Source organism: Massiliimicrobium timonense, from assembly GCF_002160865.1.
Classification (GTDB): Bacteria; Bacillota_I; Bacilli_A; order Erysipelotrichales; family Coprobacillaceae; genus Allocoprobacillus.
The window spans coordinates 32,134-49,326 of record NZ_NFLJ01000022.1; the positions used below are offsets into that span (position 1 = coordinate 32,134).

The window sequence follows — 17,193 nt, forward strand, 5'->3', positions numbered from 1 at the left end:
GTATATATAACTTTATTTTTTAAGTCAAATTTTGTATAATGAACGCGTATGGAGGTATAGAGAATATGAAAAAAAGACCTGTAGTTTTATGTATTTTAGATGGGTATGGATTAACTGATCGTGTCGATGGAAATGCGGTAAAATTAGCAAATACACCTAATTTAGATGATTTAATGGCTATGTATCCAACAACAACTTTAAAAGCTTGTGGAAATGCGGTTGGATTACCTGAAGGACAAATGGGGAATAGTGAAGTTGGACATTTAAATATTGGGGCTGGAAGAATTGTTTATCAATCATTAACACTTATTAATAAAGCTGTAGAAGATGGAACATTCTTTACAAATGAAGCTTTCTTAAAAGCAATTCAACACGCTAAAGATAATGACTCAAAATTACATATTTGGGGATTATTATCAAATGGTGGTGTTCATTCTTCAAATGAACATATCTATGCTTTATTAAAACTTGCAAAAGATCAAGGATTAGAAAAAGTTTATGTTCATGCATTCTTAGATGGTAGAGATGTAGCTCCAGATAGTGGTGCTGATTTCGTACAAGAATTACAAGATAAGATGAATGAAATTGGTGTTGGTCAAATTGCTTCTATTTCTGGTAGATATTATGCTATGGACAGAGATAAAAGAATGGATCGTATTGAATTAGCATATAACGCATTAATTGGAAAATCTGGTGAAACTTATAGTGATCCAGTTCAATATGTCAAAGATTCATATGCTAAAGAAGTATATGATGAATTCGTTATTCCTGGATATAATCCAGATACAAATGGTGCTATTGCAGATAATGATGCGATTATCTTTGCAAACTTTAGACCTGATAGAGCCATTCAAATGTCTAATGTATTCACTGCTGATGTTTATGATAACTTTAAACCAGCTGATAAACCAAAAAATATTCACTTTGTATGTATGATGAGATATGCTGATACTGTTAATGGAGATATTGCATTCCATTCATTAGATTTATCTAATACTTTAGGTGATTATTTATCAGCTCAAGGATTAAAACAATTAAGAATTGCTGAAACTGAAAAATATGCTCACGTGACATTCTTTATGGATGGTGGCGTTGATAAAGAAATTGAAGGAGCAACTCGTGTTTTGATTAATTCACCAAAAGTGGCAACTTATGATTTACAACCAGAAATGAGTGCCTATGAAGTTAAAGATGCATTAATCGCAGAATTAGATAAAGATATCTATGATGTTGTCATTGTTAACTTTGCTAACTGTGATATGGTTGGACATACTGGAATTATTCCAGCAGCTATTAAAGCAGTAAGCGTCGTTGATGAATGTGTTGGAGAAGTTTATGAAAAAGTGCTTGAACTTGGTGGAACAATGTTAATTACTGCTGATCATGGTAATAGTGAAAGATTATTAGATGAAGAAGGAAATCCATTTACAGCACATACAACAAATCCAGTACCTTTAATTCTTACAAATACACACTTAGAATTAAGGGAAGGTGGAAAGTTAGGAGATTTAGCTCCAACAATCTTACAACTATTAGGATTACCAATTCCTAAAGAAATGACTGGAGAAAGTTTATTAAAATAATATGAATGAGTCTAACGATAAGTTAGGCTTTTTTTTATTAAGAATATAAAAAATAAGTCTATTTCTGTAAAAAAATGATACAATAGAAAAAAGGGAGGGATATTTATGAAAACAAAGTTAAAATATGTTCCATTTGCAATCGCTTCTTCAATAGTGAGCATTATTGCTTTGATTGGAACATATATAGTGTATTCATCACTCAATCAATTAATGAATGGGGAAGGTGATTATTTTTCAACATTATCAAGTTTTTCAATGAGTTCTTTATCCAATGGAGCAAAACTCTTTGGCTTTGGATGCCTTGCGGTAGCCGTTGTTTCAATCATACTTATTGTTTATTATATTTATGAAGAAAGAAAGTTATCAATTATTATAACAGCTGTCATTGGAATCATTGAATTTATATTATTTGTTCATTTCTTTGATACAATTGGTTCAGCATTATCCAATATTGGCTCTTATTTATTTGGTTCTGATTTTTCTTATAACGATATTTTAGGTTCGATGCATGGAAGTCTTTTACTTGTCCTGCTTGTATCTTTGATTGGTGCAATTATCAATATTGTGATTCTTTTACAAATGTATCATGTGATTCATATTTCTTTTTTACAGCCTTATATGCCTTCTTTACAGATGCAGACTCAAACAGTTGTTGAACCAGAAACAAAGCAAGATGAAGGAGGCGAATCACAATGAAGAAAACGTATGCTTTTAAACCATTATGTTTATTAGTTATTATTTTTGATGCAATTCTATCCATCAGTTTATGGAGAATGTTGTCAATTGTAGGAAATTTTTTAACTGCACTCACATCTTTATCAAGTATTCTAAGAGTCTTGCTCTTTTATTTGTTAGGTGTTTTAGGTGTTGTTGTCATGACTGTTTTTCTTTATCTTTATTATGTAAAGATAGAAAAAGCAAAGGGTATTCTTTTTGATGCGATTGCCCATACATTACTTGCTGTTTATTTTGGATTACAGCTTCTTGGTTTTGGAAATGGTCAGACATTATCAGCAAATGATAGTTTGTTTAACATTATTGCTTTATTTGTTCTTGTTTTGGTTGTAATACATGTTTTTGTGATGTTAAGACTTGATGATATGATTCATGTCACACTTTTAGATGCTTATTTACCAGCAGGAAAAAATCAGATGATGCAGTCTCAAACAGTTGAAGAATCAATACAGGATATATCATCTGTTCAAGATGATTCACAAGAACATAAGGAACCACTCATCACCAAAGAAAAAGCAGTTGCATTTTTCAAAACAAAAAATGGTAAAATAGTCATTGGTGTGATTGGAGCGATTGTGATTGCTTTTGGTGGATATAAAATTTGGGATACTTTCTTTAATAAGACAGTTATTGATGCATTTATGAATGTGACGGTATCTTTTGATGGTTATAATACTGAAGGAGAGGCACATGTTGAAAATGCAGGTATTGATTATGATATGACCAATGAAGATTTGGCACAATTTGTAGGAGATATTTCATTTGAAGTTGAAAATAATGGAACGCTTTCTAATGGTGATCAAGTGACTGTAAAAGCTGTTTATTCAAAGGAAACAGCAAAACAGTTGAAAGTCGTTTTAAAAGAAGAAACAAAACAATTTGATGTCAGTGGTTTGACTGTGAAATATCAAAGTGTTTCAGAAATTGATCAGGCACTTTATAAACAGGCATACAATAAAGCGATTGAAGAATCAAAGGATGTATCAGCATTCAATGAGGATACACAGGAAACATTCTATAAAGCCTATTATGTCAAATCACAAGAAGAACAATTAGATTATCAAAGAAACTATTTGATTTTTGTATTTAATGAAACTTATCAAAGTTATGATTATACAAAAAATCAAGATGTTGAAAAAAAGAGATATGCTTGTTATTATACGGAATTTGATTCAAGCTATAATCCAGATGAAGTTTATATGACACATTCTTATTTATATAATGATTCATATACGTATGTAGAAAACGAAAGTGAAATTATTCCATCTTTACAAAGAAAATCTATGACTAATTATGGGTTATCACAAATTGAAGAAGTCAATATCTCTATTTAAAACAATAAATGATGTAAAGTTAATACAAAGTTTAAATATTCATGTTAGATTGAAAAAGAAATGATTTGACATGAATATTTTTTGTGTTATATTAAACAAAAGTGGTGATGAAAGTGAAAAAGTGGATTTGCTTGTTTATAACGTGCTTTTTATTGTTGGGTTGTCAAACAGTGAAAACAGAAAAAATAAGTGTTGAGGGGATTCAGACTATTCCTTATGAAGAATTAAATGAATTACTTAATGATGATGTCACTTTTTTGTTATATATTGGTAGACCGGATTGTGGTGATTGTCAAGAGTTTTATCCCGTTTTGGAAGAATATGTTAAACAACATGATGGAACAGGTTTGTATTATTTAAATATTAAAGAATATCGTGATCGTGCCCAAGATAAAGATGCTTCGCAGGAAGAAAAGGATTTTTATGAAAATCTTTATGAGAGGCTTGATTTTGATTGGACACCAACTATTCAAAAAATAACGAATGGAAAGATTGTGGAAAGTTATCAATATTTGGATGAAGATTATTTTGATATCAAAGATCGTCAAAAACAATTAGAGGAAAAACAGGCGTTTTTAGATGAATTTGAGATATTTATGAATACATATTTTGAGGAGGAATAAGGTATGAAGAAATGCCCGAGATGTGGACATGACTTAAAGGATGATGAGAATTTTTGTTCCCATTGTGGTTTGGATTTAAGAAATCATTATCACCATCGTAAATCCAATAATAAAGCTATGACTTATTTGTTGTATGTGATTATTTTCTTTTCGTTTATTACAATACCTTTGTTGTATAGTCGTATTTTAAGTGGAATGACAGGTTATGAAACAATTCAACAAAATGAGAAAATAGCTTTACCAGCTATAGAGGGAGAAGCAACGGCTTTGATTGCCAGTTATGATACATTAGCTGATTTTCAAAATCAGTTTACGAATGTTGATGGTATTGTAGAAAAGATTCAACAATATGAAGATTCATTAGCTCAAAAACAAGAAGGTTCATGGACAAAATCTTATGTCATTCAAATTACTGATAATTATAATATTTATTATGATTTGACTTATCAGGTTGCAGTGGATGAGCATACAACACTTCAAATAGAACGTTCTTTTGATCGAGCTCATAGTTACAATGATGAAAAAATCACAATGATAAAAAACGATATAACAACATTTGAATCTTTATTCTTATCAGATTCACAACAACAACTTTTTCAAAAGTTTTCTGGTTCACAGGATACAACAACACAATTAATGAATGATTTTCAAAAACGTCAAGATGAATTTGAAAAGAAAAAAGAAACACTAGGACATTATGGTATGGGTAATTATGATGGACAATCTTCTTTTGTTGTGTATCCACAACAAAAAAGTTTTCAGTCAAAATTAACTTATGTACATACGCCTCAAGAATATATTGATGAATAAAGAGGGCTCAGCCTCTTTTTTCTTTGCAAAGATAAAGATATTGGATATAATAGGAAACAATAGGTGATGTATGATGAAAATGTTAATAAGTGATATTGATGGAACATTAATCAAAGAAGATCAAAATATCAGTCAATCTAATGTAGATTATATGCATGAATTACAAAGACAGGGACATAAAATAGCTTTATGTACAGGGAGAAATCGTTTTGAAATGCAGTGGGTTTTAGACACTGTTACTTTTCCTTATGATTATCTTATATTAAATAATGGAGCACTCATTTTAGATAGGAATCATCAGATAATCTATGAAAAGATGATTGATGGAGATGTTGGCAAAGCTGTTTTGGACTATATATCCAATTTTAAAGAGCTGGATTATTTTTATAGTGATGGAAATAGCAGTTATGGATATGAAAATGGTTATTATATAGAACGGATGATAAAACAGTTTCAACATGTTGATGATATATTTTATCAAGATTCATCGTGTTTTGAAATTATTTCTTTTTGTCAAAGAAATCATCAGATGGATGTCAGTCAACAATGTTTTGAATATATTCAAAATCATTGGCATCAACAGTTAAGCATTTATTATAATTTACATTGTGTAGATATTGTCGCAAAAGGTTGTTCTAAAGGAAATGCAGTGATATGGTTATGTCAGCATTTAAAAATAGATCACCAGCATATCTATGCGATAGGTGATTCCTATAATGATTTATCAATGTTAGAAAAAGTAGAGAATAGTTATACATTTCATTATGCTCATGATGATATCAAAACAGTGATACCACGACATGTTCATTATGTTTATGAAGTCATTCAAAAAATGTTAGAGGAGGAAAAAGTATGAGTTGGCAAGATAAATTAAGAAAAGTTGATCCCTATATTGCAGGAGAGCAACCACGTATTCAAAATCTCATTAAATTAAATACAAATGAAAATCCCTATGATCCAGGTGAAAAAGTAAAAGATGCTATCAAACAGTTTGATTCATCACAATTATCTTTATATCCTAGACCGGATGCTGATGAATTAAGAAAGGCTTTGGCTCAATATCATCATTTAAATGAAAATCAAGTTTTTATTGGTAATGGTTCTGATGAAGTTTTAGCCCTCATCTTTTTAACGTGCTTTAATGGAAAAGAACCCGTGTTATTCCCTGACATTAGCTATTCTTTTTATCCAGTATACTGCAAGTTATATCAGATTCCTTATCATCAGATACCATTAAATAATCACTTTGAGATTGTCTGCAGTGATTATTATCAACCAAATTCTGGTATTATTTTTCCAAATCCTAATGCTCCAACAGGTATGTGTGTATCATTAGAGATGATTGAAGATATTTTAAAACATAATTTAGAGAGCATTGTGGTTATTGATGAAGCTTATATTGATTTTGGGGGACAAACTGCTGTTCCATTGATTCAAAAATATCCGAATTTATTAATCACACAAACATTTTCTAAATATCGTTCATTAGCAGGAATTCGATTGGGTGTTGCTTTAGGAAGTCAAGAAGTCATCGCAAGATTATATGATGTGAAAAATTCCTTTAATTCTTATCCTATTGATCGTTTAGCACAAGTGATTGGGTTAGCTAGTATGGAAGATAGTGATTATATTCAAGAAAATGCACAAAAAATTATAAAAACAAGAATGTATACACAAAAAGCATTGAAAGATTTGGGATTTGAAATGACTGATTCAAAAGCTAATTTTATCTTTGTGAAACATCCTCATTATGATGCTCAAAAGCTTTTTCAGCAGTTAAGAGAAAGAGGTATCTTGGTTCGCTATTTTCCACAACCTAGAATTGATCAATATTTAAGAATTACGATTGGAACACAAACACAGATGGAAACACTCGTACAACAAATCAAAGATATTTTACAAGCATAACAGTAGGGTGATGAGAAGAATTGTGTTATAATGCAAACAAAGGAGAAAGTATGAAAAAAGATTTTGCGGTTATTTTTGATTTGGATGGGACGTTGTTAAATACAGATTTATTGATTCAAAAATCTTTTGAACATGTTTTTAAGCGTTATAAACCTGATTATCAGATTAGTGATGAAGAACATTTATCATTTTTAGGACCAACATTAAAAGAAACTTTTTCAAGATATTTTCCTGATGATATGATTGATGAGTTGATTGAATATTATCGTGAATATAATCATAAGCACCATCAAGACTATGTGACGATTTATCCACATATTAGAGAAACCTTGAAAACTTTAAAACAAAAAGGGTATCCTTTAGCTGTTGTGACAACAAAATATCGTCAAGCTGCTTATATTGGTTTAGATTTATTTGATTTGACTAATTATTTTGATATGGTTTTAGGAATGAATGATGTCCAACATGTTAAACCTCATCCAGAAGGTATCGTGAAAGTTATGCAGACTTTAGCGTGTGATCGAGGATTATATATTGGTGATAATATAACAGATATTATGGCAGGAAAGAATGCAGGAATTTATACTGCAGGTGTCAAGTGGACACCGAAGGGATATGAAATATTAGAAAAGTTAGAGCCTGATTTGATGATTGATGATATGCAGGACATTATAACATTTGTAGAAAGGGTGAGTGAAGAATGATTGATTTAATTGTTGTAGGAGCTGGACCAGCCGGTTTAACAGCGGCTTTATATGCATCTCGTGCTGGAGCGAGTGTGCTTGTTTTAGATGGTGGGGCACCTGGTGGAAAGATGAATTTAACAGCTGAAATAGAAAACTATCCGGGTTTAATTACAAAAGGACCACAACTAGCTTATGCAATGTATGAACAATGTCTTTCTTTTGGTGCAAAGTATGAATATGGTGAAGTGACACAGATTGAACACTATGAAGATCATCAAGTTGTTTATGTCGGAGAAAAAACATATGAAGCACGTTATGTTTTCATTGCGACAGGAACGAAAGAACGCCATATGGGAATCCCTCATGAAGAAGAAATGAGTGGGAGAGGTGTTTCATATTGTGCTGTCTGTGATGGACCATTCTTTAAGAATAAGGATGTATGTGTTGTGGGTGGAGGTAATAGTGCTATTGAAGAAGCTATTTATCTCAGTGATATTGTCAGTCGTGTTCATATTATTGTTCGTCGTGATGTTTTACGTGCTGATCAATACTTGGTTAATAAATTACAAACAAAAGAAAATATTGAAATGCATTATTTAAAGAAACCTCATGAGATTATTGTAGACAATCAAAAGGTCGCTGGATTGGTTGTTGAAGATTCACATACAGGAGAATTGTCTACGATTGAAGCACAAGGTATTTTCCCATTTATTGGTTTGGATCCTATTACAGAATTTGTGAAGGATTTAGGTATTGTCAATGAAAAAGGTTATATTGAAGTTGATGAAAATCAAGAAACAAAAGTTACTGGTATTTTTGCGGGTGGCGATGTGACTGATAAATCATTGCGTCAAGTTGTTACTGCTGCAAATGATGGAGCTATTGCAGGACAATACATTGCTTCGTTATTAAAATAATTGTCAAAGGGAAAGGAGATTTCTTTTCTCTTTTTTTATGAAAAGAGTACACTTATAATGTGATTTTTGATATATTATAAAAGGAGAGGGTGAGTGAGTATGAATAAAATTGAAGTTGTTGTGGTTACAGGAATGTCAGGTGCTGGAAAGACACAGGCGATGGCTATTTTTGAGAATATGGAATATCGTTGTATTGATAATTATCCGATTCCTTTATTAAAGGAGTTTGGAGATTTGATGCGTACTTCAACGAAATATTCTAAAGTGGCTATGGCAGTATCTTTAGGTGATGCGATTTTGGCTGTACGTATTTTGTCTAATATGGATTGGGTGGATTTAACGGTTATTTTTCTGGATTGTGATGATAAAGTCTTGCTTTCACGTTATAAACAAACAAGACGTTCTCACCCATTAATGATTAGTAATGTGGCTTCTTCGTTAGTTGAAGCGATTGAATTTGAAAGAGAAATGGCTGATCCTATTAGTCAATTAGCAAATATTGTGATTGATACAACATTATTGAAACCAACAAAATTACAAGATAAACTGGAAAGTTATTTTCATAAAGGAAATCGAGATGTTTTTAGAGTTTCTTTTATTTCCTTTGGTTATAAACATGGTATTCCAAGAGATGCAGATTTATTGTTAGATGTTCGTTTTTTGCCAAATCCTTTCTATATTGAAAGTTTAAGAAAATTAACAGGTAATGATAAAGAAGTTTATGATTATGTGATGTCACAAAGTGAAACACAGGAATTTGTTCGTAGAACGATTGAATACTATGATTATTTACTTGAAAAATATGAAGAAGAAGGTAAAATGCAGATGATTATTGGGATTGGATGTACTGGGGGACAACATCGCTCAGTGACGCTTACAAATTATTTTGCTGAACATTATTCTCAATATTATCAAGTTTATAAATGGCATCGTGATGCTGATCATTAAGGAGGTTTTAAGATGATTTCTTTTTCAAGAATCGTCAAAGAGGAGATTGTTTTCAATGATTTTGATCAAGAATGTGAAAAAGCTATTTTATGTGCGATGATTAAAATCATTGGCACATTGTCTTTAAATCAGTCGGGATTATCATTAACTTTAAGAACAGAGAATGCGAAAATTGCTTCTAAATTACATAAGTTCTTAAAAGATTTATATCAGCCCCATATTGAATTTAGAGTTTCCAGAAAGATGAAATTAAAGAAAAATAATATCTATATACTCAAAGTATCCAAAGCCAGAGAGATATTAGAAGATCTACATCTTATGGAAGGAATTGGGATTCAAAGTTTTCCAGATATTCGTTTTTTAGAAACAGATACGAAAAAAAGAGCCTATCTGGCAGGGGTTTTCTTATCTTGTGGAAGTGTTAATAATCCTGATACATCAAATTATCATCTGGAAATGAGTGTCAATGAACCTGAATATGCTTCATTTATTATGGAATTAATGAATCATTATGATTTGAATGCAAAAATGATTAAAAGACGTAATAAATATGTTGTGTATTTAAAATCTGCTGAAAAGATTGGTGATTTTTTAAGAGCAATTGGGGCTTCTCAATCGGTTATGAATTTTGAAATGACACGTATTGATCGTTCGATGGCTAATACAGTGAATCGATGGAATAATTGTGATATAGCTAATGAAGTGAAAGCAATGAGTGCGTCAACTTCGCAGATTGAAGATATTGCCTATATTATTGATAAGGTAGGAATAGAAATTTTAGATGATAAAACACGTACAGTGGCATTGCTGCGTTTAGATAATCCAGAATTAACATTAAATGAACTGGCAGATGCCTATGTTCAAAAAACCGGACAGACCATTAGTAAATCTGGTTTGCATCATCGTTTTAAAAAGATCAAAGAAGAAGCACAAAAAATACGTCAAATGGAGAACGGATAGTTATGGAAAATATTAATGTACGATTTGGCAGAAGAATTAAAGAATTACGTTTGATGCAAAATGTTTCGCAGGAAGAATTAGGGTTTCGTTGTCAATTATCTAAAAACTATGTATCCGATGTCGAAAGAGGACGTCGTAATGTGTCGTTGAAGGTTGTTGAAAAGTTTGCCTTAGGATTAAAAGTGCCAGTTTATTATTTATTTGTCTGGCACGAAGATGAAGAAACAGTTCATTTATAGTTTATATTTATCATATAGACTATATCGCAAAAGGAGAAATGTTATGGGATATAATTTTATCTATTTGTTATGTGTTTTGGTATTATTCATGTTAGCATTAAGATTATTTTTACCAATACTCATGGCTGTTGTTGGTGTGATTGTTGTCATTTGGTTGATTAGAAAATTGTTTTCTTCACATCGTCGTCATCAGACATATGAAGAAGATGATCGCAGTTATTATGAATCAATTTATGAGGAAGATTCCAAACAAAATGAGGATGTCATTGATGTGGATTATAAAGTTGTTGATGAACAGGAAAATCCACATCAATAGGATGAGGGAGATGAAGATATGTTTTGTCCAAGATGTCAAAATGAAGTTAATGAAGATATGAACTATTGTCCACATTGTGGATATCCAATGAAGCACTGTCCTTATTGTCATCATTTGATTCAAAATGATGATCTTTATTGTCCAACATGTGGAAAAATGCTTCATAAAGCATCTCAAGATGATATTGGAGGTTATTATGAACCTTTATTTCATGAAGGGAATGATAACCGTCATGAACATCAAAAAACATTTAAAGATATACCGGTCAATCAAAAGGTGAATAAAGTCGTTGTCTTGGTAAGTGTCATTGTCCTTGTAATTTTATCAGTATTGTCTTATGAATATATTGAACATGGACCTTCTTTAACACCAGAAACATCAAAAACAACATTACCACGTCAAGAAATGACAATTTCAGGTCAAACAGATCAATCTAGTTTGATAGGGAATCAAAATCAAAATGGTCAGGCCTACTTTGATGGGAAAAATCTTTATTTATGTGATTTACAGGGAAATCTTATATTAATGGATCAAAATTTAAATCAACAAAAAACATTGTTGTCTAAAAAATGTGAGAATCTGATTGTGCATAATGATACCATTTATTATACAGATGCAAATAATCATTTTTGTGAAATGTCAACAGATGGTCAAAATCAAAAAACTATTCTTTCTAAAGCTGTTTATTATCCTTATTTGGATAATCAGCAATTATATTATCAGTTAGATGAAGATCAGGAATCTCTTTATGTTTATAATTTAGAAAGCAAAAAAGAAACAAAACTAAATGATCGACCAACCTATTGTATTAATGTTGTAGATGATATGATTTATTATTTATCTAAAGATGGTATATATCGTATACGTAAAGATGGAAAGAATGATGAAAAATTATTAAGTGGAACATTTGATAATGTCATTTATTCACAAGGAAAACTTTATTATCTATCGACTGAAGGTATCTGTGCTTTTGATATCGAGAGTCAAAAAGTATCAGTGATTAAAGAACTTGTTGCATCTTTTATTAATATGAATGATCAATATCTATTCTATCAGTCAATGGATGGTAGTGTGGAAAGATATGACTTGAAAACGCAAGAAGAAAAAACAATTTATAATGGGCTGGTAGAAATAGGATATATTGTTGGAGATAAGCTGATTGTTGAAACGAGTGTGTCCTTATATACACAGGATAGCTATGCTGTTGTGATGGATTTTGATGGAACACAGCAACAAAGATTATTTTTTGATGGACAAGGAGATTATATTTAATGATTGTTGTTCTTGTTTCAGCAAGATATCAGCGTATTTTAGAATGGCTTTCTCATGAACCTATTGAAGCTATTAAAACGATAGAAGTTGTCAAAAGGGTTGGACCTAAAATCTTCTTGTATGTAGATACATCGCTTCCTTATGAAAAGATTATACAGTCTTTTCGACAACGTATTATAAGTTGTGGAGGTATTATGTATGTTTATCAGTTTTATCGTATTTTTAATGGGATGATTGATTATAATGAATATTTATCTGATGAAACAAAAATGTCCATGCCTTATTATCAATCTCATCATAAAGATATTTTAGAATCAGAGTATTTAAAAAAATAGTTACAAGCGTAGCTATTTTTTTATTTAAAGACACTCAAATCATAGCATTCCTTGTCAACAGGTGCTATAATAGTGCATATATTAAAAATGAGGTAAAATTATGTTGATAAAAGAGATTGTTGAAGCAACAGGTGGAACATTATTATCTGGAAATATGAATGATGATGTGAGAGGATTTACACAAGATACAAGACAGATTCATCAAGGAGATATGTATATACCACTTGTTGGTGAAAAAAATGATGGACATCAGTTTATTAAACAGGCTTTTGAAGCAGGGGCGAGTGCTGTGATAACAGCTCATCCTATTGAGGATGATACACATAATGTGATTCTGGTTAAAGATACTTTACAGGCTTTAACAGAAATGGCAGCCTATTTAAGAGAACATCGAGATGTGAAAGTTGTAGGAATTACAGGAAGTGTAGGAAAAACAAGTACAAAAGATATGATCTATGCAGTTGTATCTACACAATATAAAACATTAAAAACTTTAGGAAACTATAACAATCATATTGGGTTACCATTAACGATTTTAAGACATCAAAATGAAGATGTGATGGTACTAGAAATGGGGATGAATCACTTAGGTGAGATTCATCATTTAACGCATATTGCCAAACCTGATATTGCTTGTATTACCAATGTGGGAACAGCTCATATTGGAGAGTTAGGTTCACGTGAAAATATTTTAAAAGCAAAGATGGAAATTGTTGATGGGATATCAAAAGATGGAACTTTGATTATTAATGATAACAATGATTTATTGCATACTGTAGCATGTGATTATTGTGATGTTGTTCGTGTGGGATACAATGATGATTGCCAGCTTAAAGCTCATCATCTTCAATTATTGCTGGAAGAATCTTATTTTGATTTAGATTATCAAGGTAAAACTTATCATGTGCATGTGCCTGTTTCAGGGGAACATTTTGTTGTGAATGCACTTATAGCTATCGCTGTGGGACTATCTTTAGATATTCCTATTGAAAGGTGTATCGCAGGTATTGATCGTTTTGAATTGACAAAGAACCGTATGGATATTATTGAACTCATTCAAGGAATGAAAGTCATTGATGGAACGTATAATGCCAATCTCGATTCTATGAAATCAAGTCTTGATGTATTGGCTCAATATCCTGAAAGAAAAATAGCTGTTCTGGCAGATATGCTGGAATTAGGAGAATATGAACAGGCATTTCATGAAGAAGTAGGAGATTATGTTGCACAAAAACATATTGATGTCTTATTGACGGTAGGTCAGGCAAGTAGGCATATTATGTTAAAGGCAAAGGAAAAAGGCATAGAAGCCTATCATTTTGAAAATAATCAACAATTAAAGCAAAAGCTTGAACAGATGATTCAAAAAAATGATGTGATTTTAGTGAAAGGATCTCATGGAATGCATCTTCATGAAATTGTGGAATATTTAAAGGAGATATATAAAAAATGAAAAAATTAATGATTATTTGTGGGGGACAATCTACGGAACATTCCATTTCTAGAATGTCTTGTACCTCAGTTTTAAAAAATCTTCATAAAGAACGCTATGTATTAACATTAGTAGGTATTGATCGTGATGGACAATGGTATTTACTAGATGATACACAAGAAGATTTGTCTTTAGATTCATGGTTAGATAACGCTCAAGAAATAACAGATATATATAACTTATTAAAGAAGCAGGATGTGATTTTCCCTGTGCTTCATGGTCAATATGGTGAAGATGGAACAATTCAAGGATTATTTGAACTCGTTAATGTTCCTTATGTGGGATGTAGAACTTTCGCTTCTAGTGTAGCGATGGATAAAATTTATACAAAGAAAATTTTGGAAACAGTGGGTATTCCACAAGTGAAATCTTTATATATTAAAAAAAGATATGATGGACAATATGTCGTTGTGGATCATCAATTTCAAGAACATAAAGATATTTTAAATTGGGTTGAAGATAAATTAGGATTCCCTTGTTTTGTGAAAGCAAGTCGTTCTGGTTCCAGTGTAGGATGTTATCGTGTGGACCAAAAAGAACAATTCTTAGATATCTTACATCAGGCAGGACAGTATGATAGCCATATTGTTGTTGAAGAATGTATTGATTGTATTGAATTGGAAACAGCAGTATTAGGTAATGATGATCCTATTGTTTCTCGTGTTGGTCAAATTATGCCTCATGGAGAGTTTTATACTTTTGAATCAAAGTATGAAGATGAAGAAAGCAAAACATGTATTCCTGCATTAGTTGATGCTAACATTCAAGAAAAAATTCGAGAATATGCATTAAAAGTTTTCAAAGCTGTTGATGGACATGGGCTTTCTCGTGTGGATTTTTTCTTGGATAAGAAAACAAATCAGATTTATCTTAATGAAATTAATACGATGCCCGGATTCACAAAGATTTCGATGTATCCTCAGTTAATAGCTGATTTAGGCATCCCTTATAGTGATTTAATTGATCGTCTTATTGATTTAGCTTTTGATCGATAGAATAACCTTTTTGGTTATTCTTTTTTGTATTCAATTAAAATCCACAAACTATCGCGTAGTAACGAGATTTAAAAATGAGATGTGATTCCTAAAGCTAAAAAGTAAGATAATCAAAAAGTGTATAAAACAATATAAAAGTGGTATTGATGATTGTTGTACAGTAAAAGGATAAGAAAAGCATACAAGAATATTTCAAAAATTCATTGAAAGAAGATAAAGAGGCAGAACAATTAATGAAATGATCCATTCAACAAGAAATAATGCAAGATGCTAGGATAGGTCGCATAAAATGAAGGAGATTCAGCCTTTGTTCTAGAAACAGGCTTGTTCTCAAAAAAAACACGAGATGAGTTGATAGGTATTTATTAAAAGTAAAAATATAAATTCAATTTGTTTATATTTGTGAAAAGATAGATGAATTGTTAAATAACTGATTTTTCATTTTCAACATATATTTTTTATAAAGGATTGTTAAAATTTATTGAAGTGAATATTAAGTTTAAATGAATGGTATTTATATTTTTCTTGATTTATGATTAAATAATGTTGTAGTGCACTATATATAAATATTTGAATAAGAAGGGAAAATTGTAGATTAAAAATCTTCAATATAGTAGAAAATGAATATAAACTTGAAAAAAATATCAGTATCATTATTAGCGTCTGCTTTTCTATTCTCGGTGATAGAAATGCAGAATGTTTCAGCTTTTTCTAATGATGAAAAAGAAATTGTATTAGATAGTAATGGAGATGAAACAAACACAACAATTGATGAAATCAATGCAATTATTGATTTGCAAAATGAAGCATTTGTTGAGGAAAATTTCAGTTCTGTAAAAGAATATGAAAATCAATTGAATAGTTTAGGTGTCCAAACTGTTACGGGATCTGAATTGGCAAAAATCATTGGTGAAGATCAAGTTGGAAGTATTGCTAAAGTTAAAGGTGCAACAATGAAAACAGTATATAGTAAATATACTACTGGAGGAAAAACATATGATGTAATGAGAGTGCTTGCAACTCCCACGACAAGTAGTAATTTATACAAAACTGGTGTTACTGCTTTGAAATCTAATACCTCAGCTCAAGCAAAAACGTTTAGTGTTTTAAAAACAATTGGAAAAACAGTAGCTGGTGAAAGTAAAGCTGGAAAAGCTATTTCAGCATATGATTTTATTAAATCAGTTGCATCTGATATATCAAGTACAACAACTGTTACAAGTATAAGTAGTTCATATACTTGGAATACTGCTGAAACATGCTCTTTTGTCTATTTTAAATCACCAAGTGGATTATGGGTTCATTCGGCTTCTTATACAAAAGCATCATGCACGGTGACAGTTGTTGTTCCTACACTTAAATATGGAGCTAATGGTGCAAAAACAGCTCATAGAACTGCTACTTATACTAGCACGTTTACTCCAGCATATTATGACAGTACATCTAAGGCTTATGCAGGATATAAAGGTTCAACATATATATCACAGAGAATTAAATCAGTAAATATTACTGGAGTATCAGGAAAAACAGTAAAAAATGTTGTCTTGACATGTCCATATAATATGACTATGGTAAATTGAGTTAATGAAACGAAGATATAAAAAATTTGTCATTTATATGCTAGTATATGACTTTTTGGCGATTCTTGTGGTATCAGCTACCACAGTAGTTCCCGTTAATATTAATCTGGATATATTCTATTATGTATTATGTTTCATTGGTTTTATTGGAACGGTAGCTATTTATGTCTTATATCCTTTTATATGGAGATGTCATTTTTGTGGTAGTTTACTGGATATGAGTAGCATATTTTCTGGTAAGAAGTGTTCACACTGTGGCACAGATATATTTGATGACTAGAATTATGAAAAATGATAAAATTGGGTGCCATGATAAGGCTTCAAATAAAGCTATATATCTATTTGAACCGCCCCTGTCAAGTAGACAGGTGAAATAATTAAAAATGTTTTTGATGAAGTTGCCGAGGAGACAACTTCATTTTTCTTTATGCAGCTAATGTTGTATTACTTGTATAATGTT

The 17,193-nt window shown here is 31.1% G+C and carries 18 protein-coding genes; all 18 read left to right on the forward strand.

Annotated elements, in window-relative coordinates; genetic code table 11:
- The first annotated feature begins 65 nt into the window (after positions 1-65).
- Complete coding sequence (gpmI, locus tag B5E75_RS08425) at positions 66-1,583, forward strand: 2,3-bisphosphoglycerate-independent phosphoglycerate mutase (protein WP_087358335.1); 1,518 nt, start codon at positions 66-68, stop codon at positions 1,581-1,583.
- 105 nt (positions 1,584-1,688) lie between these two features.
- A complete protein-coding gene (locus B5E75_RS08430) occupies positions 1,689-2,279 on the forward strand; it encodes a hypothetical protein (protein WP_087358337.1) in 591 nt (196 codons plus the stop codon).
- A complete protein-coding gene (locus tag B5E75_RS08435; protein ID WP_087358339.1) occupies positions 2,276-3,652 on the forward strand; it encodes a hypothetical protein in 1,377 nt (458 codons plus the stop codon). The genes B5E75_RS08430 and B5E75_RS08435 overlap by 4 nt, the downstream gene beginning before the upstream one ends.
- Positions 3,653-3,759: 107 nt before the next feature.
- Positions 3,760-4,275 (forward strand): thioredoxin family protein, encoded by a 516-nt coding sequence (locus B5E75_RS08440; RefSeq protein ID WP_241146646.1) that lies wholly within the window; start codon positions 3,760-3,762, stop codon positions 4,273-4,275.
- Positions 4,276-4,278: 3 nt separating this feature from the next.
- The gene (locus B5E75_RS08445) at positions 4,279-5,085 is read left to right on the forward strand and encodes a zinc ribbon domain-containing protein (protein ID WP_087358343.1); all 807 of its coding nucleotides are present in this window, start codon (positions 4,279-4,281) and stop codon (positions 5,083-5,085) included.
- A 73-nt stretch (positions 5,086-5,158) separates the two neighbouring features.
- Entirely contained in the window at positions 5,159-5,941 is a 783-nt protein-coding gene (locus B5E75_RS08450) for a Cof-type HAD-IIB family hydrolase (RefSeq protein WP_162607655.1), read from the forward strand.
- Positions 5,938-6,993 carry a histidinol-phosphate transaminase gene (hisC, locus tag B5E75_RS08455; RefSeq protein WP_087358346.1) on the forward strand — a complete coding sequence of 352 codons (1,056 nt, stop codon included), beginning with the start codon at positions 5,938-5,940 and terminating at the stop codon, positions 6,991-6,993. Before B5E75_RS08450 ends, hisC begins: the two co-directional genes overlap by 4 nt.
- Before the next feature lie 50 nt (positions 6,994-7,043).
- Positions 7,044-7,697, forward strand: a complete 654-nt coding sequence (gene ppaX, locus B5E75_RS08460; protein ID WP_087358348.1) for a pyrophosphatase PpaX — start codon at positions 7,044-7,046, stop codon at positions 7,695-7,697.
- On the forward strand, positions 7,694-8,596 hold the full coding sequence (trxB, locus tag B5E75_RS08465; protein ID WP_087358350.1) for a thioredoxin-disulfide reductase: 903 nt from the start codon (positions 7,694-7,696) through the stop codon (positions 8,594-8,596). The genes ppaX and trxB overlap by 4 nt, the downstream gene beginning before the upstream one ends.
- Before the next feature lie 99 nt (positions 8,597-8,695).
- On the forward strand, positions 8,696-9,544 hold the full coding sequence (rapZ, locus tag B5E75_RS08470; protein ID WP_087358368.1) for an RNase adapter RapZ: 849 nt from the start codon (positions 8,696-8,698) through the stop codon (positions 9,542-9,544).
- Positions 9,545-9,556: 12 nt separating this feature from the next.
- On the forward strand, positions 9,557-10,504 hold the full coding sequence (whiA, locus tag B5E75_RS08475) for a DNA-binding protein WhiA (protein ID WP_087358352.1): 948 nt from the start codon (positions 9,557-9,559) through the stop codon (positions 10,502-10,504).
- Positions 10,505-10,506: 2 nt separating this feature from the next.
- Positions 10,507-10,743: a helix-turn-helix domain-containing protein gene (locus B5E75_RS08480; protein WP_087358353.1), complete on the forward strand. Its 237-nt coding sequence runs from the start codon at positions 10,507-10,509 to the stop codon at positions 10,741-10,743.
- A gap of 43 nt (positions 10,744-10,786) precedes the next feature.
- Positions 10,787-11,059, forward strand: coding sequence for a hypothetical protein (locus B5E75_RS08485; RefSeq protein ID WP_087358355.1), 273 nt, complete (start codon positions 10,787-10,789; stop codon positions 11,057-11,059).
- A gap of 18 nt (positions 11,060-11,077) precedes the next feature.
- The gene (locus tag B5E75_RS08490; protein ID WP_087358358.1) at positions 11,078-12,331 is read left to right on the forward strand and encodes a DUF5050 domain-containing protein; all 1,254 of its coding nucleotides are present in this window, start codon (positions 11,078-11,080) and stop codon (positions 12,329-12,331) included.
- Complete coding sequence (locus tag B5E75_RS08495) at positions 12,331-12,666, forward strand: hypothetical protein (RefSeq protein WP_087358361.1); 336 nt, start codon at positions 12,331-12,333, stop codon at positions 12,664-12,666. The genes B5E75_RS08490 and B5E75_RS08495 overlap by 1 nt, the downstream gene beginning before the upstream one ends.
- 100 nt (positions 12,667-12,766) lie before the next feature.
- Positions 12,767-14,119: a UDP-N-acetylmuramoyl-tripeptide--D-alanyl-D-alanine ligase gene (locus B5E75_RS08500; RefSeq protein WP_087358363.1), complete on the forward strand. Its 1,353-nt coding sequence runs from the start codon at positions 12,767-12,769 to the stop codon at positions 14,117-14,119.
- Positions 14,116-15,153 carry a D-alanine--D-alanine ligase family protein gene (locus tag B5E75_RS08505; protein WP_087358364.1) on the forward strand — a complete coding sequence of 346 codons (1,038 nt, stop codon included), beginning with the start codon at positions 14,116-14,118 and terminating at the stop codon, positions 15,151-15,153. The genes B5E75_RS08500 and B5E75_RS08505 overlap by 4 nt, the downstream gene beginning before the upstream one ends.
- Positions 15,154-15,842: 689 nt before the next feature.
- A complete protein-coding gene (locus tag B5E75_RS08510; protein ID WP_087358366.1) occupies positions 15,843-16,733 on the forward strand; it encodes a hypothetical protein in 891 nt (296 codons plus the stop codon).
- Positions 16,734-17,193: the final 460 nt, after the last annotated feature.